Annotated in this window: 24 protein-coding genes; 22 read left to right on the top strand and 2 right to left on the bottom strand. The window is 57.7% G+C overall.

Annotated features, from left to right (window positions below; translation table 11 throughout):
• Window positions 1-7 precede the first annotated feature (7 nt).
• Complete coding sequence (locus tag JHC09_RS00120; RefSeq protein WP_199530343.1) at window positions 8-841, top strand: sulfite exporter TauE/SafE family protein; 834 nt, start codon at window positions 8-10, stop codon at window positions 839-841.
• A 71-nt stretch (window positions 842-912) separates the two neighbouring features.
• Here the strand turns inward: JHC09_RS00120 and ugpC (JHC09_RS00115) are convergent, their stop codons facing one another.
• Window positions 913-1,971 (bottom strand): sn-glycerol-3-phosphate ABC transporter ATP-binding protein UgpC, encoded by a 1,059-nt coding sequence (gene ugpC / locus JHC09_RS00115; RefSeq protein WP_199530342.1) that lies wholly within the window; start codon window positions 1,969-1,971, stop codon window positions 913-915.
• A 372-nt stretch (window positions 1,972-2,343) separates the two neighbouring features.
• On the opposite strand from ugpC (JHC09_RS00115), the gene JHC09_RS00110 reads away from it, so the two are divergent.
• From JHC09_RS00110 to JHC09_RS00010, 21 genes are all read left to right on the top strand, one after another.
• On the top strand, window positions 2,344-3,738 hold the full coding sequence (locus tag JHC09_RS00110) for an extracellular solute-binding protein (protein WP_169193810.1): 1,395 nt from the start codon (window positions 2,344-2,346) through the stop codon (window positions 3,736-3,738).
• Window positions 3,739-3,859: 121 nt separating this feature from the next.
• Window positions 3,860-5,821 carry an ABC transporter permease subunit gene (locus tag JHC09_RS00105; RefSeq protein ID WP_199530341.1) on the top strand — a complete coding sequence of 654 codons (1,962 nt, stop codon included), beginning with the start codon at window positions 3,860-3,862 and terminating at the stop codon, window positions 5,819-5,821.
• Complete coding sequence (locus JHC09_RS00100) at window positions 5,818-6,606, top strand: GntR family transcriptional regulator (RefSeq protein ID WP_169193808.1); 789 nt, start codon at window positions 5,818-5,820, stop codon at window positions 6,604-6,606. Before JHC09_RS00105 ends, JHC09_RS00100 begins: the two co-directional genes overlap by 4 nt.
• 48 nt (window positions 6,607-6,654) lie before the next feature.
• A complete protein-coding gene (locus tag JHC09_RS00095; protein WP_199530340.1) occupies window positions 6,655-7,812 on the top strand; it encodes a mandelate racemase/muconate lactonizing enzyme family protein in 1,158 nt (385 codons plus the stop codon).
• A 36-nt stretch (window positions 7,813-7,848) separates the two neighbouring features.
• Window positions 7,849-8,583 (top strand): ribonuclease activity regulator RraA, encoded by a 735-nt coding sequence (locus JHC09_RS00090; RefSeq protein ID WP_199530339.1) that lies wholly within the window; start codon window positions 7,849-7,851, stop codon window positions 8,581-8,583.
• A gap of 444 nt (window positions 8,584-9,027) precedes the next feature.
• Entirely contained in the window at window positions 9,028-10,044 is a 1,017-nt protein-coding gene (locus JHC09_RS00085) for a LacI family DNA-binding transcriptional regulator (RefSeq protein ID WP_199530338.1), read from the top strand.
• A gap of 14 nt (window positions 10,045-10,058) precedes the next feature.
• Window positions 10,059-11,672, top strand: a complete 1,614-nt coding sequence (locus JHC09_RS00080) for an FAD-dependent oxidoreductase (protein ID WP_199530337.1) — start codon at window positions 10,059-10,061, stop codon at window positions 11,670-11,672.
• A gap of 22 nt (window positions 11,673-11,694) precedes the next feature.
• The gene (locus JHC09_RS00075) at window positions 11,695-12,966 is read left to right on the top strand and encodes a sugar ABC transporter substrate-binding protein (RefSeq protein ID WP_199530336.1); all 1,272 of its coding nucleotides are present in this window, start codon (window positions 11,695-11,697) and stop codon (window positions 12,964-12,966) included.
• Window positions 12,967-13,147: 181 nt separating this feature from the next.
• Window positions 13,148-14,065, top strand: a complete 918-nt coding sequence (locus JHC09_RS00070) for a sugar ABC transporter permease (protein WP_199530335.1) — start codon at window positions 13,148-13,150, stop codon at window positions 14,063-14,065.
• Window positions 14,055-14,897 (top strand): carbohydrate ABC transporter permease, encoded by an 843-nt coding sequence (locus JHC09_RS00065; protein ID WP_199530334.1) that lies wholly within the window; start codon window positions 14,055-14,057, stop codon window positions 14,895-14,897. The genes JHC09_RS00070 and JHC09_RS00065 overlap by 11 nt, the downstream gene beginning before the upstream one ends.
• Window positions 14,898-14,900: 3 nt before the next feature.
• On the top strand, window positions 14,901-15,947 hold the full coding sequence (ugpC, locus tag JHC09_RS00060) for a sn-glycerol-3-phosphate ABC transporter ATP-binding protein UgpC (RefSeq protein ID WP_199530333.1): 1,047 nt from the start codon (window positions 14,901-14,903) through the stop codon (window positions 15,945-15,947).
• Window positions 15,947-16,624, top strand: coding sequence for a hypothetical protein (locus JHC09_RS00055; RefSeq protein ID WP_199530332.1), 678 nt, complete (start codon window positions 15,947-15,949; stop codon window positions 16,622-16,624). Before ugpC (JHC09_RS00060) ends, JHC09_RS00055 begins: the two co-directional genes overlap by 1 nt.
• 336 nt (window positions 16,625-16,960) lie before the next feature.
• Window positions 16,961-17,995, top strand: a complete 1,035-nt coding sequence (locus JHC09_RS00050; protein ID WP_199530331.1) for a sugar ABC transporter substrate-binding protein — start codon at window positions 16,961-16,963, stop codon at window positions 17,993-17,995.
• Window positions 17,996-18,052: 57 nt separating this feature from the next.
• A complete protein-coding gene (locus JHC09_RS00045; RefSeq protein ID WP_182395803.1) occupies window positions 18,053-19,060 on the top strand; it encodes an ABC transporter permease in 1,008 nt (335 codons plus the stop codon).
• Entirely contained in the window at window positions 19,057-20,010 is a 954-nt protein-coding gene (locus JHC09_RS00040; RefSeq protein ID WP_199530330.1) for an ABC transporter permease, read from the top strand. Before JHC09_RS00045 ends, JHC09_RS00040 begins: the two co-directional genes overlap by 4 nt.
• A 1-nt stretch (window position 20,011) precedes the next feature.
• Window positions 20,012-21,538: a sugar ABC transporter ATP-binding protein gene (locus tag JHC09_RS00035; RefSeq protein ID WP_199530329.1), complete on the top strand. Its 1,527-nt coding sequence runs from the start codon at window positions 20,012-20,014 to the stop codon at window positions 21,536-21,538.
• On the top strand, window positions 21,535-22,641 hold the full coding sequence (locus tag JHC09_RS00030) for a mandelate racemase/muconate lactonizing enzyme family protein (RefSeq protein WP_199530328.1): 1,107 nt from the start codon (window positions 21,535-21,537) through the stop codon (window positions 22,639-22,641). Before JHC09_RS00035 ends, JHC09_RS00030 begins: the two co-directional genes overlap by 4 nt.
• A gap of 9 nt (window positions 22,642-22,650) precedes the next feature.
• Window positions 22,651-23,625 carry an aldo/keto reductase gene (locus JHC09_RS00025; protein ID WP_199530327.1) on the top strand — a complete coding sequence of 325 codons (975 nt, stop codon included), beginning with the start codon at window positions 22,651-22,653 and terminating at the stop codon, window positions 23,623-23,625.
• A gap of 8 nt (window positions 23,626-23,633) precedes the next feature.
• The gene (locus tag JHC09_RS00020) at window positions 23,634-24,470 is read left to right on the top strand and encodes an amidohydrolase family protein (RefSeq protein ID WP_199530326.1); all 837 of its coding nucleotides are present in this window, start codon (window positions 23,634-23,636) and stop codon (window positions 24,468-24,470) included.
• Window positions 24,467-24,796: an L-rhamnose mutarotase gene (locus tag JHC09_RS00015; protein WP_199530325.1), complete on the top strand. Its 330-nt coding sequence runs from the start codon at window positions 24,467-24,469 to the stop codon at window positions 24,794-24,796. Before JHC09_RS00020 ends, JHC09_RS00015 begins: the two co-directional genes overlap by 4 nt.
• Window positions 24,797-24,838: 42 nt before the next feature.
• The gene (locus JHC09_RS00010; protein ID WP_282567644.1) at window positions 24,839-25,867 is read left to right on the top strand and encodes a GntR family transcriptional regulator; all 1,029 of its coding nucleotides are present in this window, start codon (window positions 24,839-24,841) and stop codon (window positions 25,865-25,867) included.
• 83 nt (window positions 25,868-25,950) lie between these two features.
• Here JHC09_RS00010 and JHC09_RS00005 read toward each other — a convergent pair.
• Window positions 25,951-26,190 (bottom strand): IS3 family transposase (locus JHC09_RS00005; RefSeq protein WP_199530323.1); only part of this gene is annotated, 240 nt, incomplete at its 5' end.

The following is a 26,190-nucleotide window of genomic DNA, read 5'->3' as shown; positions in this document are numbered from 1 at the left end:
CACCACTATGGAATTTTTCGCAGATTACGGACTTTTTGTTGCCGCGATGATCTTTGCCGGGCTCATGGGCGGGCTCGTTGCCGGCCTTTTGGGCGTCGGTGGTGGTATCATCATTGTCCCAGTGCTCTATTTCGTCCTGGGCGGCCTCGGGATCGATGAGGGCCTGCGCATGAAGATTGCGGTGGCGACCTCGCTCACCACGATCATTTTCACCTCGCTTTCATCAGCACGCTCTCACTACAAAAAGGGTGCCGTTGACTTCGATCTGATCAAGTCTTGGTCCCTGCCGATTGTGATTGGCGTGATCGCTGGCGCGATCTTCTCCGCCTATGTTTCGGGCATTGTTCTCACGGCGATCTTCGCCATTGTAGCGCTGCTCGTGGCGATCAATATGACGCTACGCGCCAACAGCCCGGCCGTCGCAACCGACTTCCCGCATCCGGCTCTCAAAGCCGCATTCGGCACCGTTGTCGGTCTGATCTCGTCGCTGATGGGCATTGGTGGCGGCACGCTGAGCGTTCCGATCCTTACAACCTTCGGTTACGATATCCGCAAGGCCGTCGGCACGGCATCCGCTTTGGGCTTCGTCATCGCCATCCCCGGCACAATTGGTTACATCATCACCGGTTTTGGCGCTGAAGGCCTGCCAGCAGGATCTATCGGCTATCTGAACCTGATCGCACTGGTGGCTTTGATCCCGCTCACCATGCTGGTAGCTCCCTATGGTGCAAAGCTGGCGCACAGCATTCCCCGCAAAACGCTGTCTTACTCTTTTGCAGCCTTTCTGACCCTCACGGCCCTCCGCATGGGCTGGGACGTGATCCAGAATATCTGGCTGTAAACCAGTCATCCCGGCTCTGCCCCATTGAGCCGGGATACCTTTTTCGCGCCGAGGCGCGAACGCTGAGTTTTCTAGCGTTCAATACGGCGTCCGTCTTCAGCCGCAAACAGATGCGCCAGCTCACGCTGGAAACTGATACCAATGGACTGGCCGGGTTGCGCCTCGATGCGCTCGCGGAACACCCCGACAATATCCTTGCCCCCGAGGCGCAGCGTCACCTGCGTTTCCGATCCAGTCGGCTCAATGAGCACCACTTCTGCCTGAACCCCTTGGGCATCGAGGGAAAAATGCTCGGGTCGAACACCAAGGCTGATTGGTCCATTTCCGACGCCACTCGGCAAGGCACCGAGGTCAACTCTTTTGCCGTCCGGGAAGATGAAACTGGTGCCATCCAACGCGCCCGAAATTATGTTCATGGCGGGTGAGCCAATGAAGCTGGCGACGAACAGGTTTGCCGGACGATCATAGAGCTCCAGTGGCGTGCCGATCTGCTCGATATTGCCCGAATGCATGACCACAATCCGATTGGCCATGGTCATGGCTTCAATCTGATCATGCGTCACATAAATCGTGGTGGTCTTGAGCCGCTGATGGTTGAGTTTGATCTCACTGCGCATCTGGACGCGCAGCTTTGCATCGAGATTACTTAGGGGCTCGTCGAACAGAAAAACCTTGGGGTTGCGGACTATCGCCCGGCCCATCGCAACGCGCTGGCGCTGCCCACCCGACAAGTGTCGCGGATAACGTTCGAGATAATCTTGCAGCCCTAAAATCTGGGCGGCATTGAGCACGCGACGGCGGATTTCATCTTTGGGGACACGGCCCAGTTTCAGCGAGAACGCCATGTTTTCCTCGACCGTCATATGCGGGTAGAGCGCGTAGGACTGAAACACCATGGCGATGTCACGATCTTTTGGCTCCAGATCGTTGACCAGCTGTCCGCCGATCTCAATGTCGCCGCCAGTGATGTCTTCCAGCCCGGCAATCATGCGCAGCAGTGTCGACTTTCCGCACCCCGACGGGCCGACGAGAATGACGAATTCGCCATCCTCAATATCGATGGAAACGCCGTGCAGCACCTCGACTGCGCCATAGGCCTTGCGAACATTGCGGATCGTTACGGCACCCATCTAGTCCTCCCAGAACGATGATTTGCGGTTTTGTCAGCCCAAGAACGGCAAATTGTTCTTTAAATAGAACTGACAAGTTGTTCACGCCCGCCTCCTCAAACCGGCAAGAACAACATAGCTAATGCCAATTTGTTAAAGCGCGAACTTCCAAGCATCAAGTCTTTTGTGGGACAAATGTTGACTCAAACCCCATCCTGCGTCAGTCATAGTGCATATTCGGGCCTATTGATGGGACAAAAGCCTGCTTTTGGCGCGGATAGGTGAAGGCAAGGAGAGTCTTCACACGGGAGGTTAAAGCGCATCGCAGTATTCATCGCCGCCTTTACTGGCTCAGCGAGCGCGCAGTCATGTCCAAAAGGAGGAATAGGACGAATGACTTTTAAGAAGATCAATCGCCGTGACGTGCTAAAAAATGGTGGTGCAGCAGGCCTAGGCCTATGGGCAGCAAGCAATGGTATGCCGCTTTTGGCGCAGGAAGCTGAGCAAGCTCTGCCGGAAGGCGCAGCAGGCAAGCTCACCGTTATTCACCGCACAGAATACTTCGAAGCGGCCCAAAACCTTTTCCGCGACACCGTGACAAAATTTGCCACCACCAACGGTGCCCAACTCGACATTTCAACCACAAATCCGGAGTCTTTCGGCGACTTCTTAGGCAAAATGTCGGCCGCCGTACGTGCTGGAAACCCGCCAGATCTGGCTTACACCAGCACGATCTCGGTGCCTCAAATGCAGCTTCTGGGGCTGCTCGAAGACGTCACCGACGTGGTGGAAGAAGCCACAAAACGCTACGGCAATGTTATGCCGGGGATCAACGCTGAGCAGAACGGCAAGGTCGACGGCCGCTGGGCTGCGGTCCCGTTCATCGCCAATTCAACGGGCACCTTCTTCCGCAACGATAAATTGCTCGAAAAGGGCATTGATTGGCGCACGCTGGACACGTGGGGGAAGCGCCGCGACGCGGCTCTGGCCATCTCCGATCCGGCCAATGGCTTTTATGGTTGGGGCCTGACAGTCAACCAGTCCGGCGACGGCTGGGGCGTTGCCTCGGCAATTCTCAATGCCTTCAACGGCCACTTCACCGACGCCACTGGCACTAAGGTTGAATTCGACAACCCGAACACCGTGGCTGCGTTCGAGTTCGTCCGCGAAACCTATGATCGCAACGGCAAATATGCGGCCATGTTGCCGCCGGGCGTAGAAAGCTGGGGCGATATTTCCAACAACGAAGCCTATCTGGCGGGCAGTGTTGGCTATACCGCAAACGCCTTCTCGCTCTATGCGGCCGCCAAGCGCGACAACAATCCGGTGTTCCCCAACACGGTTCTTCTCCGTCAGCCCAATGGCAACGATGGCGGTAGCCGTGATGGCGGCGCAGTGGGCGGGTGGCTCACCATCTTCAAGGGCGCGCCCAATGTCGATTTGGCCAAGCAGCTTGCATTGGACCTGCTCGACCCGGCCAATTTCACGCAAATGTCTTCCGTCGCAGGCGGCCTCTTCATGCCAGCCTATGAAAACCTTTGGACACCAGAACTTATTGCCTCTGACCCGAACTTTGAGATCATCAAGAGCCAGGTCAGCGTCAAGGATCCATACATCGGCGCATCTTGGCCAGCCCAACCTGCCGCACAGATCGACGCGATCCGTGCTCAGGGCGTGCTCGAACAAGCCATGAGCAATGTCATCTCCGGCCGTATGACCTCGCAAGAGGCCGTGACTGACGGCCACAACAAGATCGTCCAGATCTTCGAAGAAGGCGGCATCCTTTAAGCCAGCACAAGCGATCAGTGGCGGTCCTATCGGGTCGCCGCTGTCTCCCTTTCTTCCCGGAGCGGCGAGGCCCTGCCACCCAGGGTCTCGTTGCGCCATAGCGATCTGATGGAGCGCCTTTATGGACGACCGTATGAGCCTGACCACACAATTGCCCCGGCCGAAGCTGACCAGCAAGAAGCAGCTCGAAGGGCTCTTGGGACGTGACTGGAAGGTCGGTTACGCCTTCATCCTTCCGCTCGTCATCATCATGGCCTTGCTCATATTCTGGCCATTTGTCAGCGCCATCTTCATCAGCACCACTTCGCTTAACTTTCTCACCGGTGAGACAACTCAGGTCGGCCTGCGCAATTACCAGCGCCTGTGGAGCAGCAGCGATTTTCTGCAGGCGATGCAGAACACTATCCAGTTCACTTTCTGGTCGCTCAGCCTGAAATTCGTCATCGGCATGACCGTGGCGCTTATCCTCAATAGCCGCCTGCCCTTCCGCGCACTGCTCAGCGGCATCATGCTGCTGCCGTGGATTGTTCCAGAGATCGTCACAGCACTCGCCTGGAAAAGCATTTATGATCCGATGTTCGGCGGGCTCAATCCGATCCTGCAAGGGGTCGGCGTAATCGACCGGCCGCTGGGTTGGCTGTCGGACCCGACCATGGCCATGGGCAGCATTATTTCGGTCAATGTGTGGAAGGGCATACCCTTCTTCGTTCTGCTGCTGTTGGCGGGGCTGAAGGCGGTCGATCGCGAGCAGATTGAGGCTGCGCAGGTCGATGGTGCCAATGCTGTCCAACGGTTCCGTAGCGTCACCCTGCCCAGCCTTCGCTATGTCATCGTCGTAACGCTACTCTTGTCCTTCATCTCGACCTTCAATCAGTTTGGCCTGCCCTTCCTGATGACCCAAGGTGGACCGGGCGGCGCGACCAAGCTCTATTCGATCCTCGCCTATGAGAAGGCTTTGGGCTCACTTCAATACGGCCCCGGCATCGCCATAGCCTTTAGCGTTGCGCCCTTGATGGCGATCCTGATTTGGCTCTTGGCGCGGTTTATGCGCCACGACGATAAGCGCGATGGTGCATCGGCAAAGCGCAGCGGCACCGGTCACAGTGTCATGAAGATTGCAGCGCGGGTGTTTACCGGTTTCATCGATCTGATCTTCCTGCCAATCAATCTGGCCTTTGCGGGTATCGAATGGATGATCCGCCGGGTACGTGTCGCGACGGGCCGCTCCCCCGTGCAACCGATCTTCCGGAAGTCGGCGCGCTCCAATGCGGGGCCAATAGCGCGGGTGATCGTCCTCTTGCCGCTCCTCGCCTTTGTGCTCTTTCCCTTTTATTGGATCATCACCACCTCGCTCAAATCCACGGCTCAAATCAGCGAGCGCCGGTCGATCTTCTGGCCGGAGCCGGCGACCTTGGAGCAATATCGCTCTCTCGTCGGCGACACGCCCTTCCTGACCTGGCTGCTGAACTCCGTCTTCGTTGCCGCTGTCAGCACGGTGATTTCGGTCGCGCTGGCTTCGCTTGCCGCTTATGCCCTCTCACGGCTCCGCTTCCGCGGCGCAGGGCTTCTGACAACGCTGCTGCTGATCACCTATCTCTTGCCCGGTACGCTTCTCTTCATCCCGCTGTATCAAACACTCACCACCATTGGCGTGATCAATTCCCACATCGCTCTCATCATTACTTACCCGACCTTCCTTTTGCCCTTCGCGACTTGGGTATTAATGGGTTACTTTCGGTCCATCCCGGTCGAACTGGAAGAAGCGGCCCGTATTGATGGTGCAAGTCGTCTCTATATCTTCTGGCGCATTACGCTTCCTCTGGCAGCTCCGGCGATCCTTTCCGTCACCTTGTTTGCGTTCACCAACGCTTGGAACGAGTTTCTCTTTGCCTTCGTCTTCATCACCAGTGAATCTCTGCGCACGCTTCCCATCGGCCTGCAGTCGCTTGTGGTGGGCGATATTCTCCCTTGGGGTAAGCTGATGGCAGCATCCTTATTGACCGCTGTGCCGGTCGCAATTCTCTACGTCTATGCGCAACGCTTCTTGTCCGAAGGCCTCACCGTCGGGGCTGTTAAAGGATGAGCGACGCTACAACACGGTCGTCTGATGGGCAGTCGCTCAACGACACTATTGTTCGCAACTCAATCCCGTCCGCTGTGGATGCGATGGTTCAGAACATCAGGGGGCTGATCACAGACGGCAGGCTGACCGTGGGCGATAGCCTGCCCACGGAGCGCGAGCTGTGCGAACGCTTTCAAGCCAGCCGCAATACGGTGCGCGAGGCCATGCGTATCATGAAGGCCTACGGCATGGTGTCCGTTCGCCCCAAGATCGGGGCGATCATTATCGACGACCGTATGGAACGTGCACTGGACCTGTTTTCGTTCAACACGCTCGATATTTCGCGTCAGACATTCTCTGACGTGCAGGGCCTACGGCAATTGATCGAAATCAGCTCGGTCGACATCATCTTTGACCGGATTACCGCAACCGATATTGTCGAGTTGCGCGACATTAATGGCAAGCTGCGTGATGCTGCCACGATTGTTCAGGCGTCGGAGATGGACTTTCAGTTTCACCTCCGTCTGGTCGCCATTCTCAACAATCGGGCCGTTCTCGACGTCTATCGCATCATGAAGCCGGTGATGCTGCGGATTATGGAACGCGCCAAGGAACTCCGCGATTTCACCGGCGTCACTTTTGAACAGCACGACAGCGTCATTGACGGCCTCGCCCTGCGCGATCGCATCCATTTTCAATATGCCCTGCAATCGCATTTGCAGATGGGCAAGAAGGCGTTCAACGACCGCGAAGAAGCGGAGAACACGCTGTCTGCCAACAGTCGCAAGGGCACATCCACACCATAACAAGACGAGGAGTGGCCGAGGGAGCCCACCTTCGGCAGAGGGGGAACAATGAAAATCACGTCGGTCAAAACAGCGGCCACCACCGGCCACTGCATGCACCTATGGGTGAAGATTGAAACGGACGCCGGTATTACCGGTATCGGCGAATGCGTTCATGGCGGGCATCAGGCCATCGCCATTATCCAGCATGAACTCACCGAAATGCTGATTGGGCGCGATCCCTTTGCCATCGACGCTTTGTTTGAAGACCTGCGTCGCCGCCGCGTTTTCGAGGGCGGGTTCGCAGGTGCCCTCATCACCGCCCTGACCGGCATTGAAATCGCGCTATGGGATCTCAAAGGCAAAGCGCTCAACGTCCCAATTTATGAACTGCTGGGAGGAAAGTTCCGCGACGACATCCGCCTTTACTGCGATTGTGAAGTTTCTCCGGGCATGAACATGGCTGAAGTGCAGGCCGTGGTCGATGAAGTGCTCGAAGCAGGATTTTCTGCCCTCAAGGTTGACCTCGACATACGCGCCTATGGGCACACGAGCAGCGAAACCGGCTGGTACCAGAAAGACGCCTTCAACATGACTCCCAATAAGTGGGAGCACGAGCGCATGGTCGAGCTCGCCCAAATGGTCGTTGCTGCAGCGGGCCCATCTGTGGATGTAGCCTGCGATCTGCACACGCGCCTCGACAAGCACAGCGCCATTCGCCTCGCCCGCGATCTCGAACCGCTCAAGCTCATGTGGCTTGAAGAACCAGTGCCGCCCGAAAATATCGACGTTATGGCCGAAATCACGCGCAGCACCTCAACCCCGATCTGCGCTGGCGAAAACCTCTATCTCCGGCATGGCTTCCGCAAGCTCCTCGAACAGCAAGCCGTCGACATCATCATGCCCGATATTCCCAAATGCGGCGGGCTCTCGGAGTGTCGCAAAATCGCAGAAATGGCGGACCTTTATTCTATCCCCTTCGCGCCCCACAATGTTTCGTCGCCGATCGGCACTATGGCCTCGGCCCATGTGTGCGCGACCGTGCCGAACTTCCTCGTGCTCGAATATCACTGGTTCCACCGTGATTACTGGTCGACGATCACCGACGGTGGCGAGATCATCAAGAACGGCAAAATCACCCTCTCCGACCGCCCCGGTATTGGGCTTGAGCTCAATGAAGAGGTCGCACGAGCGCATCAATATCCCGGCACGACTTGGTTCGCCTGATATTTCGCAAAACGGATTGCATAGGAGGGATTTGACATGATCGAGATTGCAAAAATTACCCGGCCACCACGCCACATTATTGAAGCACTACGCGGCCTTGGCACGGCAACAATTGCAGGAACGCTGGGACACATGGGTTTCCGCAATCCGCATATGACCGGGATTCTACCGAAGACCAAGGGTAAGGTAATCTGCGGTCCGGCCTTGACCCTGCAGTGTCTGCCGCAGCGCCCTGATCTTTATAACCATGGCGAGTATGCGGACCCTGAAACGCAATTGCATCGCCATGTCCTCTATCAGGTTGAAGAAGGCGACGTGGTCGTCGTGGACGCCCGCGGCGACATGCGCTCCGGCATTTTCGGCGATATGATGTCCACCTATTTCAAGGGTCGTGGCGGCGCCGGTATCGTGATCGATGGCGTGATGCGCGATAGGCCCAATGTCGAAAAACTGGACCTGTCGCTGTGGCTAAAGGGCTGGTCGCCCAATTTCCACGTCCAGACAGATATTTACCCCAACGCGGTCAATGTCACTATCGCCTGTGGCGGGGTCACCGTCGTGCCCGGCGACATTATCGTTGCTGATGATGACGGCGTGGTCGTGGTCCCCGTTTCCATGGCTCAAGCGGTGATCGACGACGGCCAAAAACACGCAGAATGGGAAGAATTCTCACGCATGAAGCTGATGGCGGGCGAGTCTCTGCAGCGCTACTACCCGCTGCATCCCGACGCTGAGGAAGAATACCAAGCCTGGCGCAAACTAAACAGTTAGGCAGCTCGGGCTGTGGTGCAAGACGGTCGTACCCTATTCATCGGCACCCATAACGCTTGCTGCTTGGCCCAGCTAAACTCCTAGAAATTAGAAATCATTTTGTCATGCTCGATACGTCGAGCAGGGGTCTTTTCTGCCTGCTTAAACGACACACCAAAGCCTCTTCGTGACGGCATTATTTGGCCCGGCGCCAAGGCAATTCAACAGTCCTGTCCAGATTGACCAGACCTCGATTACCGCGAATACGACACACTTCTGCACACAGTTTTGCAGTTGGTCGACTAGATCAACGCAAATCGCCAACCCTTTGGTTGAGCTTATCAATTCACCTACGAAAGACTATTCTAGGGACTGTCTACACCCCTGCGGCTGGTATCCCAACGCCACGTCCCTATTGCTAATGCGTATAAGCGCTGATACGTATCAGCATATTGGAGACCTCGTATGGCAGCTCACAAGAGACTTACGCAAAAGGATATTGCTCAGCTCGCTGGCGTCAGCCAGGCGACTGTGTCTCTCGTTTTGAATGGTTCGCCTTCGGATGCGCGTCGCATTCCTGATGATACGCGTGAGCGCGTTCTCAAAGTCATTCGCGATACCGGCTATGTGGCAGATCCTGTGGCGCGGCGCATGGTCAATGGCCTCAATCGCATTCTGGGTGTGTTCACCTACGAACCTGCCTTCCCGTCCGATCAAGCCGACTTCTTTCTCCCCTTCTTGCTGGGCATTGAAGATGCCGCCCAAGAGCTGGGTTATGACCTGCTGCTGCTGACCGGCGCCGGAAAGAACCGCAAAATTTTTGGCGACAATGTCCGCCTACGCTTAGCCGATGGCTGCATTGTTCTCGGACGCCAATTTGATCGCGATGAACTGGCGCGCCTCGTCGGTGGCGACTTCCCCTTCGTGGCTGTTGGCCGACGCGATGATGCCGGTGGACCTGTGCCCTATGTCGGGAGTGATTATGCGGAAGCCACGGCGGAGCTCGTGGCTCGCACCAAGCGCATGGGTCACCAAAAACTTGGGTTTATCGGTTTCAAAGAAGGCGCTGAATCGAGCGCGGACCGTTGGACAGGTTTCCAGCAGGAAATGGCTGGGGCGGAACTCGCCTTTACCCATCACCATGTCGGCTCAGACGCCAATGCCCTGCTTGATGGCCTGCTGGCAGCTGGCGTGACCTGTGTGTTCTGCACCGAACTGGTCGACGCCATTGGGTTGGAAGCGGCGGCCCGTGCGCGCGGCGTATTGGTGCCCAACGCGCTCTCCATCGTGGTGCTCGGCAACCACATTCGGACCGAAGAGCCGGGCCGAAAATTCACCTCTTTCGCCATCCCCCGTGAGGCCATGGGGCGCGGCGCTACTCAGATGTTGGTGCGACGCCTGGAGCAGAACGAAGACGTTCAGCAACAGCTTCTCACTTGCCAAATGCTTGAGGGTGACACCCTCGGCCCCGTTTCTCGCTAACTCGACCGGAAATTATGACCAAAGAGCTTCACGCAGATATTCTTATTGTTGGCGGCGGCCTCGGCGGTGTTGCAGCAGCGCTCGGCGCTCTGCGCGCGGGCCGCTCTGTTATCATGACAGAGGAATACGACTGGATTGGTGGTCAACTGACCAGTCAGGCCGTTCCGCCCGACGAGCACTCCTGGGTTGAACAGTTCGGGATTACCCGTTCCTATCGCAAACTGCGCTCGGGCATCCGCCAGTATTATCGCGACCACTACCCGCTGACGGAAGCCAGCCGCGCTTGGGATGACCTTAACCCCGGTGCGGGCTATGTCAGCCGCCTGTGCGCAGAGCCACGCGTTGGCCTTGCCGTTCTCGAAAGCATGCTCGCGCCATATATCGGCGGCGGCAAGCTGACCATTTTAAAGCCCTACCTGCCGATTTCGGCTGAAGTTATCGGCGACGAAGTGAAGTCGGTAACGCTGCGCCATCGTGACAGCGGCCGTGTCATCACCTGCTCGGCTCCGTATTTTGTCGACGCCACCGAACTGGGCGATCTGCTGCCACTGACCGGCACTGAATATGCTTCGGGCTTTGAAGCGCAGTCGGACACAGGCGAACCCAGTGCACCGAATGAAGCGCAGCCAGACAATGTTCAGGCCGTCTCGGTTTGCTTTGCGATGGACCATGTCGACGGCAATCACGTCATCGATAAGCCGGACAATTACGACTACTGGCGCACCTACGAGCCACACTTCTGGGGCGGGCCTATGCTGGGCTTTACCGCGCCGCATCCGCGTACGCTCGAGCAGACCACGCGTACATTCACCCCGAATGTGGATGACAATCCGCTGCTGGTGGATGCCGATCAGCGCCGCAATGCTGGCGACGGCAACCTCTGGACCTTCCGACGTATTGCAGCGCGTCGCAACTTCGTACCGGGCGCTTACAATTCCGACATCTGCCTCGTGAACTGGCCGATGATCGACTATCTCGATGGCAATATCATCGATAAGTCGGAAGACGAAAAAGCGCGCATGCTCAAGGAAGCTGCCGATCTTTCCTATTCGGTCTTCTACTGGCTGCAGACTGAAGCCCCGCGCACCGATGGTGGCTATGGCTTCCCGGGCCTGCGCCTGCGCGGTGACATCACCGGCACCGAACATGGCTTGGCCATGGCCCCATACATTCGCGAGAGCCGCCGCATTCTGCCGGTGACCCGTATCGTCGAGCAGGATGTTTCCATGCTCGTCCACGGCAATAATCTCTCGAAAAACTATCGTGATAGCGTCGGTATCGGCATGTACCGCATCGACCTTCACCCCTCTACCGGCGGCGATAACTATGTGGACGTTGAATCCGCACCGTTTGAAATCCCGCTCGGCTCTCTGCTGCCACGTCGCGTGAAGAACCTCCTCGCGGGTGGCAAGAACATGGGCACCACGCACATCACCAACGGCTGCTATCGCTTGCATCCGGTGGAATGGAACGTGGGTGAAGTGGCGGGCATGCTTGCCGCTCATTGCCTCAATAATGGCCTCACCCCGCACCAGGTGCAGGCCGATGACGGAAAACTCCAGGACTTCCAGGCACAGCTGTATCGCGAGGGGATCGAGATCCGCTGGCCGGACGTCCGTGGGTATTAAGAAACTTTCAAGGGAGAGAACTATGAACCGTATTGCTCAGCTTAAGGCCACTGCGGCCCTCGCCGGCATCATGCTGCCGCTCGCATTCAGCGGCGTCGCATGGGCTCAGGACGCAGTGAACCTGCGCATGACCACATGGAGCGCCAACGAAGCGCACATGGCGCTGTTCAACGAAATCGCGGCAGCTTACACCGCTGAAAATCCAGGCGTGACCGTAACCTTCGAACCTCTACCGTTCGACAACTACACCACGACCTTGACCACTCAGATCGCAGGCGGCAACGCACCGGATCTGGCTTGGATCTTCGAAACCAGCGCACAGGACTTTGTTGCCTCTGGCGCACTGGCTCCGCTCGCCGATCGCTTCAACGCCATCGAAGGCTACAATCTGGCCGACGTGACAGAAGGCGCACGTGCACTTTGGCAGCGCGATGGTCAGCTCTATGCTTACCCATTCTCGACCTCGCCATTCGCGATGTTCGTCAACACCGATCTGATCACCGCAGCTGGCGCTAAGACTCCAGCCGAATTGATCGCTGCCGGCGAATGGACTTGGGACAATGCCATGGCATCGGCCAAGGCTGTTGCTGACGCAGGCAAGGATGGCATCATCATCCGCGACTTCAACTACCAGAACTGGCAGAACCTGACTGCCTTCTTCCGTGGTTGGGGCGCTGATGCCTGGTCTGCAGATGGCAAGACTTGCGGCTTCAACACGCCAGAAATGGTCGAAGCCATGACGGCCTTCCACACCGGCATCTTCAAGGATGGCTCCTTCCCAGGCCCAGGTGAGAACGTAGACTTCTTCACCGGCGACGCAGCAATGACCGTCACGCAGATCTCGCGTGCTTCGCTGCTGCCAAAGGAAGACGCCTTCGGTTGGGACCTCGTTCCGCTTCCGGCAGGCAAGGTTGGCACCTATTCGGTTGTCGGTCAGGCCGGTGTTGGTGCCCTCGCTTCGGGCAAGAATGTTGACGCTGCTGTCGACTTCCTCGCTTTCTGGACCAACGAAGCCAACAGCGCCAAGCTGGCGCAGTTCTTCCCACCAGCGCGTGCGGCTCTCCTGAACACCGAAACCTTCACCGCGACCAATCCGCTGCTCTCGGCTGAACAGATCGAAACCGTTGTGATCAACGGCATCGCAACCGGCAACGTGGTCGCTGGCCACACCAACTATGCTCAGATTCAGCAGACCATCCGCGCATCGCTTGACGCTCTCTGGGTTGCAGAAGCTGACGTTGGCGCAGTTCTCGACAACGTCTGCTCGAGCGTTAGCCCACTGTTGATGCGCTAAGCACCACTTGAGCTTCGGCTCCTTCTTCCCTCCCTCTCGCAGGGAGGGAAGCTGAACAGGACCTAGCACGCCAAGTCCGTCGTGAACCAGGGTGGGGGTATGCCCCCGCACACACTGTGCCCGTGGCTAACCCCCACCCTTGATCCCTCCCCGCAAGCGGGAGGGAGACGCAGGAACCTCAATGTCTCAGCCAGTACAAGCGCCGCATAAGCCGCCCTTCTGGACCATCGCTCGTCGCGATGCGGCCGCCGGCTATCTCTTCATCGCACCGCAGCTTGTGGGTACGATCGTCTTCGTTCTCATCCCACTTGCGCTGGTGTTCTATTATTCGCTGCACGAGTGGAACGTGCTGGCGAACACCTTCACCTTTGTGGGTGACGCCAACTATCAGATGCTGCTGCGCGACCCAAACCTCCCCCCGGTTTTGTGGGCGTCGGCCGTCTTTAGCTTGGGCCTCGTCGTTCTCAATATGAGCCTTGCGCTGCTCTTGGCCATTTTGATGGATCAGAAGCTCAAAGGCATTGTCGTTTTCCGCACGCTGTTCTTTTCGCCAGTTGTGGTTTCTCTCGTCGCATGGACGATCGTCTGGAGCTTCTTGCTGCAGGTAAACGGCGGCATCAACGGTCTGCTTGCCATGATTGGCATCGAGGGTCCGAACTGGCTGCGCCACCCCAACACGGCCATGATCTCGGTCGTCGTCGTTCAGGTTTTCAAGAACGTTGGCCTCAATATGATCCTGTTCCTCGCGGCCCTACAGGGCGTGCCGAAGGAGCTCTATGAGGCAGCACGCGTCGATGGCGCAGGCAAGTTCAAGCAATTCCGCCGCATCACCTTGCCGATGATCTCGCCAACCATGCTGCTCACCTCGATCATCACGATTGTGGGTTCGCTGCAGGTCTTTGCGCAGATCGCAATCCTGACCAAGGGCGGGCCGGGCGTATCGACCACGGTGCTGGTCTATTACCTCTACCAGCAAGCGTTCCAGTTCAATTTCTTCGGCTACGGCTCCACTCTCTCAATCCTGCTCTTTGTCATCGTGGCGGTCCTCACCGTCGTTCAGTGGCAGATGCGCAAGCGGATCGTGTTCTATGAAAACTGATCTTTCTCCCCGCATGAAGGTGGCGCTCTACGGCTTGCTCTGCGTGCTGCTGGTGCCGTTCGTATTCCCGACCTGGTGGATGATCACCTCATCGGTCAAACCGATCAGCGACATCTTCGCTTTCCCGCCTGATATCTGGCCCCGTCGCTTTGACTGGACCACCTATCAGAAGGTGTTTGAGCTACAGCCCTTCGCACGCCAATATTGGAACTCGGCCTATATTGCTGCCATCGTCACTGCAGGCACCATGGTCATCTCCTCCATGGCTGGCTATGCCTTCGCTCGGATCAAGTTTCCCTTCTCAAACGCGATCTTCATGATCGTGCTGCTGGGCCTACTTATTCCGTCCGAAGTCACCATCGTTCCGCTGTTCCAGCTGTTCCTGAGCTGGGGCATGGTCAACACTCATTGGCCCCTCATTCTCGTGCCGATTTTTGGTGCGCCATCGGTTTTCGCCACCTTTGTCATGCGTCAGTTCTTCATCTCCCTGCCGGGCGAACTTGAAGAAGCCGCGCGTGTTGATGGTCTGGGCCGGTTTAAAATCTTCTGGAAGATCGCCCTGCCCCTGGCCAAGCCAGCGCTCGGCGCGGTCGCCATCTTCACCTTCCTCCACTCGTGGAACCTCTACCTCGAGCCTATTGTCTTCATTTCCTCGACGCACATGTTCACCCTGCCTCAGGCGCTGACTCAGTTCACCGACGCCTATGGTGGAGCCATGTGGAACATCCAGCTCGCTGCCGCGACCATGACCGCTATTCCAGTGCTCATCGTCTTCATCATCGCGCAAAAGCAGTTTGTCGAAGGTCTTGCCCATACCGGTCTGAAAGGCTGATCCATGGCCAAAGTTTCTCTCAACGATGTCCGCAAGTCTTACGGGGACACCCATATCCTGCACGGGATCAACGTCGATATCACCGATGGTGAGTTCATCGTGCTCGTAGGCCCCTCCGGCTGTGGCAAGTCCACTTTGCTGCGCATGATTGCCGGTCTTGAAACCATCAGTGGTGGCGACATTTCCATCGGCGACCGCGTCGTCAATGAACTGGAGCCCAAAGACCGCGACATCGCCATGGTGTTCCAGAATTATGCGCTTTACCCGCATATGACGGTTGCGACCAACATGGGCTTTTCGCTTGAGCACCGAGGCGCCTCCAAGGCGGAGATCGCCGAGCGCGTAAACTGGGCTGCCGACATTCTGGGGCTCACGCCGCTCCTCGCACGCTATCCCCGTCAGCTCTCCGGCGGTCAGCGCCAACGCGTTGCCATGGGCCGCGCTATCGTGCGCAACCCGCAGGTGTTCCTTTTCGACGAGCCCCTGTCGAACCTCGACGCCAAGCTGCGCGTGGTCATGCGCGGCGAGATCAAGGGCCTGCACCAGCGCCTCGGTGTCACTACGGTCTATGTGACCCACGACCAAATCGAGGCCATGACCATGGCCGACCGTATTGTGGTGATGAATGCCGGTAAGGTGGAGCAGATCGGTGCGCCGCTCGAACTCTATGATCGTCCCGAAAATGTTTTCGTTGCAGGCTTCATCGGCTCCCCAGCGATGAACATCATTTCTGGGACCATCGAGGGCGGCAATTTCACCGGAAATGGCGTCACCCTGCCAATTCCAGCTGGCATCACGGCAACTGGTCCGGTCAAATACGGCATCCGTCCGGAACACCTTTCCCTGTCCGCGTCCGGCATTCCGGCAACAGTCAACCTTGTCGAGCCCATGGGTTCGGAAACTCAGGTCACCATGTCGCTCGGCGGCCAGACCATCGTCGGCGTGTTCCGCGAACGTGTCAGCGCCAAGCCCGGCGAAACCATCCACATTGCGCCAGAGCTTTCTGCCGTTCACCTGTTCGACGCCGCACTCGGCAACCGGATCAACTAATGTACGCGACGACCCAATTTTACACCTCGCTCACCAATGGCGATTTCCCAGTCATCGTCTCCTTGGCGCGCCACGATATTGACCTCGCCAAGGCAGCACTGGATGCCGGTGCGACCGCGATCAAGACCCATTTGAACGCCTATCACCGTGCCACCGACCGAACTTTCGGTACATTTGAGCAGGAACGCCCCTTCTTTGAGGAATTGGCAAAACTTGGTTGCCCATTGCTGGTCATGGCCGGGCAAGAAGTCGTTCCAAGCGAAGCAGAAATGGACGCGCTCCACGATCTCGGGTTCCAAGGGTTCAACGTCTATGTCGACCACTTGCAGCCCCACCTACTGAAATCCAAACTGCGTCCGATGCCAGCATTGGCCTCAACCAGCACGCCCGAAGATCTTCAGCGCATCGCAGCCATTCCCGGCTGCATCATCGAAGCGTCAATCATGACATTTGACCGCTACCGCACTGCGATGACGGAAGACGATCTGGCGCGATACAAAGCCATTGTTGATGCGGTCGATGTCCCGGTCATCCTGCCGAGCCAACTCGCCCTCACGCCTGCGGACGCCCGCCGCCTCCGCGAGATCGGCATCGCCGCCCCCCTCCTCGGTGCCATCGTCACCGGCGACACAGCTGAAAGCATGTTCAAAGCCGTAAGCGGCATTGTAACGGCATAAGTGCTCGATTTTTCCGCTGCGGGACGCGGCGGAGGTAAAAATTCAGAAACGCGGCGACTGAAACCCAGTCGCCGCGTTCTTTTTATTTGACCACAGACAATCGACAGCCCCTACGCCCGCGAAATATTTGCATTTAATGGGCGTAGCGACGAGCGCCATTCGAGACTTTCTAATACCCACTGACCAATTGGAGCGCAGTTCAACGCGCTGATGGACCTCAAAATCCATCCGTCAATCGACCCTATAACGTATATTGCATGCCATATACGTAAATGGTAGCGTGCGGGGCAAGCGGCGGGGAGGAGGAGCTCTGACGTCGCGATCTGGGAGGATCCTATGACATTTCGTTTGAGCGGCCTTGTTGCCGCATCGCTGGTTGTCGCCACGGCTTTGACGCCCGTGGCCGGTTTTGCATCTGACAATAAAATCGCCATCATTTCGGGTGGCCCACACCCATACTTTACCCCTTGGGAACAGGCGGCAGCTGACGCGGCAAAAGATTTCGGCATCGCGGCGGTCGACTTCAAAGTTCCGTCGGATTGGAAACTGGAACTACAGACCGAGCTGCTCGAAAGCCTCGCCGCGCAGGGTTACACCGGGTTCGGTATTTTCCCCGGTGATGCGGTTGGGATCAATTCGACTGTTGCCGAACTCAAGGACAATGGCATCCCCTCGCTCGCCGTCGCGGGTTGCGCTCAGGACCCAACACAGGTCGAGTTCTGCTTCGGGACCGACGTGTATCAATCGGCCTACCTCGGTACTAAGGCATTGATTGAGGCCATGGGTGGCAAGGGCGCAATCGTGCACCTTGCAGGCCTGCTGGTCGACCCAAACACCACACTGCGCAGCGACGCCGTGCAGAAGGCAGTCGATGAAACCAATGGTGCCGTCACACTCCTGCAGACCGTTGCGGATACCGATGCGCAGGAAGCTGCGGACCAAAAGATCAACGCCCTGCTGGCGGCGCAAAAGGATGAGATCGGTGGCATGATTGCGACCGCTTATATACCGTCGGTCGTATCCTCGACAGCGCTGCGCAATCTGGGTGACAAGCGGATCAAATTCGTCGGTATTGACGATGACCCGATTGTTCTCGATGCGATCCGTGACGGCTTTGTTGCCGGAACCATGGCCCAGAACCCCTATGGTCAGGCCTATATCAGCGCTTATGTGCTCGACCTGCTGGCCTCGGGCAGCTGCACGGTGAAGGCCGATGCACCCTTTGTGACAACACCACAGACAGCCAAGTTCATCGACTCCGGCACCCTGGTGATTTCGGCGGCCAATATTGACGCCTACCAGAACGACCTCAAGGCACTGACCACGGAAATCCAGTCGGGCTTCAAGGACAAGTATCTGACCTGCAACTAGGCCTTGACGCGATGCCGCTCCGTTGTTGGTGCGGCATCGCCTTTCCGGATTATTGCCATGACCGCCACTGATAGCGCGCTAACACCGCGCCGCTCGCTGCTGGACTTTTTGGGCAAAGGCTCGACACAACTGGGCCTGTTTGTCATCGTCGCTGCGTTTTGGATCATCTTTTCAAGTCTCGCGCCGGGATTTCTCTCGCGTTTCAATCTCAATTCGCTGGGGCGCTCCCTTGCGGTCGATATCGTCATTGGCTTTGCGCAAATGGCGGTGCTGGCCACAGGTGGAATGAACCTCTCGGTGGGAGCCATTGGTGTCTGCGCGGTGATGCTCACCGGCTTTCTGCTGCAAACCCTCGGCCTGCCGATACCCATTGCTTTGGCAGGCGCCCTGCTCGGCGGAGCGGCGCTGGGGTGGCTTAACGGTTTTACGATTGTCAAAACCGGGGTGAACAGTTTCATCGTCACCTTGGCCAGTGCGAGCCTCTTTTCAGGCGGCATGCTGATCCTGACCAAGGCGGTGCCGTATAATGCCCTGCCCGTGAGCGTCGGCGAGTTTGGCAAGTCGAGCTTTCTCACCCTGCCCTCGCTCTTGTGGGTCGCCATCGGCATCGGCGCGCTGCTTTTCGTCCTTTATCGCTTCACCCGACTTGGCCGGGAAATTCTAGCGACGGGGGCCAATACGCGCGCGGCGCAAATGTCGGGGATCAACACCGGCCGGGCCATTATCATCTCACACGCACTCTCTGGCGTGCTGGCGGCAGCGGCGGGGATCATGCTGACCTCACGGCTCGGCGCAGCCATGCCTTCGGTTGGTGGCGATGATTGGCTGCTGCCGTCGTTCCTCGCGCCGGTACTCGGCGGCACGGCCTTAGCTGGGGGCATGGTCTCGGTGATCGGCACCATGCTCGGCGCGGCTCTGGTCAGCACTATTCGAAGTGGGCTGCTGGTGCTGCAGGTGGGCAATTTCTGGCTGCAACTTTTCCTCGGTGTGATCCTGCTTTCGGCGGTGCTGCTCGAACGCTATCGCGCCAGCCAAGCGCTCAAACGACAGGTGCGCCGCGCATGACTTCTTTCAATCGCGTTTTGCAGGTGGAGTGGTCGGGCATTCTGCTCGCCATTCTGGTGGGCATTGTCGCACTCGCCATCGCCGCACCGTCATTTCTGACGGAATTCAATCTCTTCGTGCTGCTGCGCAGTTTTTGCGTGGCGCTACTCGTTGCCTATGCGCAGATGGTGACGCTGGGCGTGGGCCAGATGAACTTGGCCATTGGCTCGCTCGGCGGCCTCGTCGCCATCACGGTCGGCGGGCTTATGGATGCGCTGGGTGTGCCCGTGGTTCTGGCGGTGCCGGCGGCCATTGCGGTTGGCGGCCTCGCCGGGTTTATCAATGGCTGGCTGACCGTGCGGACCGGCATCAACGGCTTTATCGTCACTCTGGCCACCGGCTCAGCTTTCGCGGGCATCAATCTTGGCATTACCCGCTCAATTCCGTTCTACAATCTGCCCGCTGAATTCGTGTCCTTTGGTACTGGACGCATCGGCATTTTGCCTCTGCTGCTGATTGTGCCGCTGATCGTCACCGGATTGCTGGCGCTGTTCTTTTCGCGCGTACCAACGGGCGGACACATGTTGGCAGTTGGTGGCAATGCCAATGCAGCGCAGCTCTCGGGCATTTCGCTGCCGCGCACGATCATCGAAGCGCATACACTGTCGGGACTGTTGGCGGCTGTCGCTGCAGTTCTGGCGGTGGCACAGCTTGGATCAGCGCAACCAACCATTGGCTCCAACTGGCTCATCATCTCCTTTGCCGCGCCTATCATTGGCGGTGCGTCGCTATCCGGCGGGCATATCTCCATCATTGGTACATTGCTCGCCGTAGTGCTGATTGCGCTGATCGAGAACGGCATGGTGCTGGTCAAGGTCGACCCCTATTGGGTCCAGTTTATTCTCGGTGCGCTCATTCTCGGAGCTGTTGGGATCAATCGGCTGCGCGCCATTCGGACAGGGGGCGACTGAAATGGTGCTGTCAATTGAAGGCGCAACCAAAGCCTTTCCGGGCGTTAAGGCGCTCGACAGCGTCTCACTCGACCTTCGTCCGGGTGAAATTCACGCCCTGATGGGCGAGAATGGCGCGGGCAAGTCAACGCTGATCAAAATCATCACGGGCGTTCACCGGCCGGACAGTGGACGTGTGCTGCTCAACGGCAAGCCGATTGAGCTACACTCACCGCGCGACGCCATTGCCCATGGCATCTCGGCGGTGCACCAAGAGCGCAATCTGATCCCTCGGTTCAGCGTGGCCGAGAACATCGTGCTCGAGCATTTGCCGCGCAAAAACGGACTTGTCGATTACGCGGCGGCGCATGCCGAAGCGCGCAAGTATCTCGATCGCATTGGGTTACCAATCGACACCCATACGCAGGTGCGGAACCTCTCGGTAGCGCAGATGCAGATTGTCGAAATAGCGAAGGCACTGCGCCACGAAGCGCAGGTCTTGCTGCTCGATGAGCCAACAGCTTCAATCAGCGAAACCGAGGCCGACGCCCTGTTCGCCCTATTGCGGCAATTGCGAGATCGGGGCGTCGCTATCGTCTTTGTCAGTCACAAACTGGAAGAAGTTTTTGCCATTTGCGATCGTGTGACTGTCTTGCGGGACGGCAAGATTGCGGCCAGTGGCGAGCCCATGTCGGAGATGACACGAGGCAAGCTGGTGTCCCTGATGATTGGCCGCGAAGAGAAGGAGACGGACTATAAAAACCGTAACCTACCCGAGAACACGCCAACCAAGCTCTTACTGCAAAGCCTCTCAACGAGCCTAGGCCATAAGGACATTACGCTTTACGTCAAGAAAGGCGAGATAGTCGGCCTTTACGGCCTTGTTGGTGCGGGCAGATCGGAGCTGGCTCGGGCCTTAATTGGTGACGCCAAGATTACCAAAGGCGTCGTCAAAATCGATGGCAAGCCAGTGCGGATTTCATCCGTCGAAGAGGCCCTCACCCGGCATCGTATTGGCTATCTCAGCGAAGACAGAAAAAGCGAGGGACTGATCCTCTCGCACCCGATCCGCTCCAATATCGCTGTAACCATCTGGCGACGATTGGCCAATGCCTTGGGTTTCCTTCATGCAGGTGCAGAAACGGTTGCAGCTCGGCCCTTGGCAGAGCGACTGGATATTCGGACGCCCAGCTTAGAGCAATTGGTGGGCAATCTTTCTGGCGGCAATCAGCAAAAGGTGCAGTTGGCCAAATGGTTGGCGGCCAAGGTCGATATCCTGATCATCGATGAGCCAACCGTGGGCATCGACATCAAAACCAAGGCCTATATCCACGAGCTGATCGTGGAACTGGCTGATAGCGGCATGACCATAATCGTCATATCGAGCGATATGCCGGAAATGATCGCGCTGGCTGACCACATCGTAGTGATGAAGGATTTTGCCATCGCCGACCAGTTCAACAATGACCATGTCTATAAAACCATGAGCAGGAAGATCATCGCTGCCATTCACGCCGCGGAAACAGCGCCAGAGGAGGTGCTTTCATGAGCAAAATCGATCGCATTGAGGTGCTGATGGTCGATCTGGTGCCGAAGGTGAAACGGACCGATGCCATTCAGAGTTTTGTGAGCCAAGAGACGCCCATTGTCCGTATCTTTTCCGACGACGGCTTGGTTGGCACTGGATACAGCTACACCATCGGTACCGGCGGCCATGCCATCGTTGATCTGATTGCCCGGCACCTAGCGCCACAGATCATTGGGCATGACCCGGAGATGATCGAAGAGATTTGGAAAAAGCTCTTCTTCCATACCCACGCGACTGCCGTGGGCGCGATTACTGCCTTGGCTTTGGCGGCAATCGATACCGCGCTGTGGGATATGCGCTGTCGCAGGGCAAACCGACCGCTCTATAAAGAGGCCGGGGGCGCGCAGCGCTCCGTGCCGCTTTACACCACCGAGGGCGGCTGGCTGCACATCGAGCCTTCTGAACTCATCGAAGACGCGCTCCGCGCGAGAGAAGCCGGTTTTGGCGGCTCTAAAATTAAGGTCGGGCGTCCGCCGCAAGAAGACGTCAAACGGTTGACGGCGGTCCGGGAGGCACTGGGAACCGATTTTGAGATCATGGTCGATGGCAATCAGGGCGCGAGCGTTGACGAAGCCATAAGGCGCGCGCGGCTCTATGAGCCGCTAGATCTTGGCTGGTATGAAGAGCCCCTGCCCGCCGAAGATCTCGATGGGCACCAGCGGCTTTCCGCATCGACCACACTGCCCATTGCCGTGGGAGAGTCGATTTATCACCCCTCCCATTTCCGCGAATATTTGCAGCGTCGTGCCTGCTCCATCGTGCAGGTCGATGTGGCGCGGATCGGCGGGATCACGCCCTGGCTGAAAGTGGCGCATCTGGCGGAGACGTTTAACGTCGCGGTCAGCCCGCACTTTTTGATGGAGCTCCATGTGTCGCTGTGCTCGGCTGTGCCGAATGGTCGGTGGGTCGAATATATTCCGCAGCTCGATGGCCTGACCCATACCGGCATGATGATCCGCAATGGGCGCGCCGTGCCCTCTGAGGAGCCGGGGCTGGGGATTGATTGGGATTGGGATGCCATCAAAAAGCAGACCAGCGAAGGCACGCATATCATTGTGCGTTAGGGGGCGGGAATGAACAGGCGCAGCATTGGCTCGACCGGGGTCGAAGTGAGCGAAATATCAATGGGCTGCGCATCAATCGGGAACCTAGCAGTTGCGATTAGCGATGAGCAGGCGCAACAGGTTTTGCAGCTCGCGTGGGATCGAGGCGTTCGTTATTTCGACACCGCACCGCGCTATGGCAGTGGGCGATCCGAGGCGCGCTTGGGACAGTTTTTGGCGGGCAAGCCGCGCGATCAGTTTGCGGTTTCGACCAAGGTGGGGCGGGTATTGACCCCCGGCCCACAGCGCGCCGAGGCCTATGGATTTATCGATCCACTGCCCAATGATGTGCACTACGACTATACGGCCGCCGGAATAGAAAAGAGCCTTCGAGGCAGTCGAGAGCGATTGGGGCTTGAGAAGATCGATATTGTGCTCGCGCATGATATCGGCACTTACATGCTCGGGGCGGAGCACAATCCGGCCCATATGCGGGACTTTTTAGAAAGCGGGCTACCCTATCTGGCGGAGCTGAAAGCCAAGGGCCTCGTCGGCGCCTATGGGCTGGGCGTCAATGAAACGGAAGTGTGCCTTGAACTGCTACAAGATCATGCGCTGGACGTGATCCTGCTGGCGGGCCGCTGGACTTTGCTCGACCGCAAAGCAGAGGCAGAACTGGTGCCGCTGTGCCGGGAAAAAGGCACAAAGCTGGTGCTGGGCGGCGTGTTCAATTCGGGGATTTTGGCCGTTGGGCCGAAACCGGGTGCTTGGTTTGACTACGCGCCAGCGTCGCCAGATCTATTGCAGCAGGTCGCAGAGCTCGAAAACCGATTTGCAGCCGCTGAGACGGGATTGGCCCATGCAGCGCTACAATTTGCGCTGACGCGGCCGCAGGATGTGGTGGCCAGCGTGCTGCTAGGCGGTGCAGAGCTTTCAAATCTCAAGAAGAATCTCGACTTGCTGGCCAAGCCGCTGTCTAATCCAGCACGCCATTTGCTCGGTTAGGAGGAACCATGCAGATCATCGATACCCATTTGCATCTGGTCTACCGCCCGCAATTTGATGTGCCCTGGCTGGCCAATTATCCGGCGATAGATCGTGCGTGGACGGCCGATGAGTATTTTGCGGCAGCGGAAAAGCTAGGCATCGTCGCGGCGCTGCATATGGAGGCGGATGTTGCCGAAGGGCAAATGCTCGCCGAAGCCGAGTTTATGGCGACCGCGCATCCGCGCGTGAGCGGGGCGATTGCCGCAGGACGGCCGGAACATGCGGATTTCTACCAACATGTTCAGGCACTACAATCCCTGCCCCACGTCAAAGGCGTGCGCCGAATTTTACACACCATGCCCGATGAGCTGAGCGAGAGTTCGCAGTTCGTGGAAAATGTGAGGCTGTTGGCAGAGGCAGACTTGAGTTTTGATCTCTGCGTGCGGGCCAACCAATTGCATCTCGCCTATGAACTCGCGGCCTCAGCTCCAAAAGTCCAGTTTGTTCTCGACCATTGTGGCAATCCCGATATCGCCAATGAGGGTTTTAAGAGCTGGAGCGTGGGGCTGAAGAAGATCGCCAGCCTGCCCAATGTTGCAGCGAAGGTTTCTGGCATTGCTGTCAACGCTGCGCCGGAATGGAGCACTGAGACGCTCAAGCCCTATGTTGAACACCTCATCGAGGTTTTCGGCTGGGATCGCGTTGTCTGGGGCTCGGACCACCCGGTGCTGCTGCTCAACGGCAGTTTGGAACGCTGGGTGGAGGCTTCACTCGCCATCACCGCCAGCGCAACGGAAAGCGATCGCGCAAAACTGTTCAACCGCAATGCCAAGCGGATCTATCGCCTGGAGGCTGCGTTATGAAACGCGTGGGCTCAGTGATCGGCGTCAAGCCCGAAGAGATTGCGGACTATAAGGCGCTCCATGCTGCGGTTTGGCCCGCTGTGCTGGCCAAAATTGAAGCCTGCAACATCACCAATTATTCGATTTTCCTGCGCGAGCCGGAGAATTTGATGTTCTCGTATTTTGAGTATGTTGGCTCAGACTTTGAGGCAGACATGGCCAAAATGGCGGAGGATCCAGAAACGCAGCGATGGTGGGCGGTCTGCGGGCCAAAGCAGGAACCACTGACCACGCGCGAGCCGGGCGAATGGTGGGCATCGACGGAAGAAGTTTTTCACGTCGACTAAACCTCATCCTCGAAGAAGCAATCCAGATCGCCCCACTCAAAGCTGAGGACCGTAGAAATCTCGTCACAGGTTGATAGCCGCCCAACGGCACCCGGAAAACGCTCCGATGCCATTTACGCAGTGCTGCACGATCACCTGACGCGCGGCATTTTTAGCCAAGGTCTGGTGCTGACAGAATCCGCGATTGCCCGCGCCTTCGGTGTCAGCCGCTCGCCTGCTGCAGCGGCCTTGGAAAAGCTGGCCCACGACGGCCTCATTTGCAGCTTTGATGGTCGCGGATTTCTGGTCGGCTCAACGACCAATATCCCTTTACGCCTCGATCTCTTCGAAGCGGGATTATCGCTTGAGGCCGACAAGCTCGACGAAATGCAGCAACGCGGCTGGCGTGACCGTCTCTATCCGCTCGTTGAGCGCGATGTGGCCGCCTCCATGGCCTATGGCCCCTTCCAAATCGTCGGCACCAGCTTAGCCGAAACTTTTGGGGTCAGCCGCACTGTGGCCCACGAAGTGCTGACACGCCTTGAGCGCGTCGGCCTCGTGCAGCAGGGCAACAATGGCCGCTGGTACGTTCCGCGGCTCACCGTGCGCGATGTTGAAGAACACTATGAAGTGCGCTCGGTGCTTGAGCCGCTCGCCTTGGTTCAAGGCGCTAGGTCACTCGCAAAAGACGACATAAAAGTCCGCTTAGACAGAGCCCGGTCGCTCGTTGCGCGTGGCACGGCATCGAGCGAAGCGGAAATCGTCCAGCTCGAAAACGATTTACACCGCGACATCGTCCTCGCGTGTTCAAACGCCCAATTCCGTCAGATCATCGAGCGCAGCCAACTGCCGCTGATCGCGACGCATCTCACTTTCGAGCGCTATCTCAACGACGAGGAAATACTGCCCTCGGCCGAGCAGCACGTCAAAATCTTGGAGGCACTCTACAAAGGAGACGACGCGACCGCTGCGAAAGAAATGGTCCACCACCTCCAAGCAGCGCTCGTCAGCACCGTAAAAGTGCTCGAGGCGTCCGTGACCACACCCACATCCCGCATTCCAAGCTATCTGGTTCAGTCGTACCAGGGATGAGCAAGCTCGTCACAGAACGGCAGCTACCTAGGCCTTAATAGGCACCAACGCATTGAGCTGCTGCCGGTTCGGTGGACCCACGGTTAGGCTAACTTAGCTTTTTCTTCGTAGTCTACGGGGCTCAGATAACCCAGTGTAGAGTGCCGGCGCCTCGGGTTATAGAAGCGCTCGATATAGTCGAAGACATCGGCCTTGGCATCGTCCCTGGTGCGATAGACCTTACGAGCGGTGCGTTCGGTCTTGAGCGATGAGAAGAAGCTCTCCATCGCCGCGTTGTCCCAGACATTGCCAGACCGGCTCATCGAGCAGGTGATGCCGTGATC

It is taken from the genome of Devosia sp. MC532, assembly GCF_016461625.1.
Lineage (GTDB): Bacteria > Pseudomonadota > Alphaproteobacteria > Rhizobiales > Devosiaceae > Devosia.
This window is presented reverse-complemented; position numbering and strand designations above follow the sequence as displayed.

Bases quoted from the DNA above. Each gene is read 5' to 3' on its own strand.
- JHC09_RS00120 (WP_199530343.1), top strand. From the start codon at position 8: ATGGAATTTTTCGCAGATTACGGACTTTTTGTTGCCGCGATGATCTTT.
- ugpC (WP_199530342.1), bottom strand. From the start codon at position 1,971: ATGGGTGCCGTAACGATCCGCAATGTTCGCAAGGCCTATGGCGCAGTC.
- JHC09_RS00110 (WP_169193810.1), top strand. From the start codon at position 2,344: ATGACTTTTAAGAAGATCAATCGCCGTGACGTGCTAAAAAATGGTGGT.
- JHC09_RS00105 (WP_199530341.1), top strand. From the start codon at position 3,860: ATGGACGACCGTATGAGCCTGACCACACAATTGCCCCGGCCGAAGCTG.
- JHC09_RS00100 (WP_169193808.1), top strand. From the start codon at position 5,818: ATGAGCGACGCTACAACACGGTCGTCTGATGGGCAGTCGCTCAACGAC.
- JHC09_RS00095 (WP_199530340.1), top strand. From the start codon at position 6,655: ATGAAAATCACGTCGGTCAAAACAGCGGCCACCACCGGCCACTGCATG.
- JHC09_RS00090 (WP_199530339.1), top strand. From the start codon at position 7,849: ATGATCGAGATTGCAAAAATTACCCGGCCACCACGCCACATTATTGAA.
- JHC09_RS00085 (WP_199530338.1), top strand. From the start codon at position 9,028: ATGGCAGCTCACAAGAGACTTACGCAAAAGGATATTGCTCAGCTCGCT.
- JHC09_RS00080 (WP_199530337.1), top strand. From the start codon at position 10,059: ATGACCAAAGAGCTTCACGCAGATATTCTTATTGTTGGCGGCGGCCTC.
- JHC09_RS00075 (WP_199530336.1), top strand. From the start codon at position 11,695: ATGAACCGTATTGCTCAGCTTAAGGCCACTGCGGCCCTCGCCGGCATC.
- JHC09_RS00070 (WP_199530335.1), top strand. From the start codon at position 13,148: ATGTCTCAGCCAGTACAAGCGCCGCATAAGCCGCCCTTCTGGACCATC.
- JHC09_RS00065 (WP_199530334.1), top strand. From the start codon at position 14,055: ATGAAAACTGATCTTTCTCCCCGCATGAAGGTGGCGCTCTACGGCTTG.
- ugpC (WP_199530333.1), top strand. From the start codon at position 14,901: ATGGCCAAAGTTTCTCTCAACGATGTCCGCAAGTCTTACGGGGACACC.
- JHC09_RS00055 (WP_199530332.1), top strand. From the start codon at position 15,947: ATGTACGCGACGACCCAATTTTACACCTCGCTCACCAATGGCGATTTC.
- JHC09_RS00050 (WP_199530331.1), top strand. From the start codon at position 16,961: ATGACATTTCGTTTGAGCGGCCTTGTTGCCGCATCGCTGGTTGTCGCC.
- JHC09_RS00045 (WP_182395803.1), top strand. From the start codon at position 18,053: ATGACCGCCACTGATAGCGCGCTAACACCGCGCCGCTCGCTGCTGGAC.
- JHC09_RS00040 (WP_199530330.1), top strand. From the start codon at position 19,057: ATGACTTCTTTCAATCGCGTTTTGCAGGTGGAGTGGTCGGGCATTCTG.
- JHC09_RS00035 (WP_199530329.1), top strand. From the start codon at position 20,012: ATGGTGCTGTCAATTGAAGGCGCAACCAAAGCCTTTCCGGGCGTTAAG.
- JHC09_RS00030 (WP_199530328.1), top strand. From the start codon at position 21,535: ATGAGCAAAATCGATCGCATTGAGGTGCTGATGGTCGATCTGGTGCCG.
- JHC09_RS00025 (WP_199530327.1), top strand. From the start codon at position 22,651: ATGAACAGGCGCAGCATTGGCTCGACCGGGGTCGAAGTGAGCGAAATA.
- JHC09_RS00020 (WP_199530326.1), top strand. From the start codon at position 23,634: ATGCAGATCATCGATACCCATTTGCATCTGGTCTACCGCCCGCAATTT.
- JHC09_RS00015 (WP_199530325.1), top strand. From the start codon at position 24,467: ATGAAACGCGTGGGCTCAGTGATCGGCGTCAAGCCCGAAGAGATTGCG.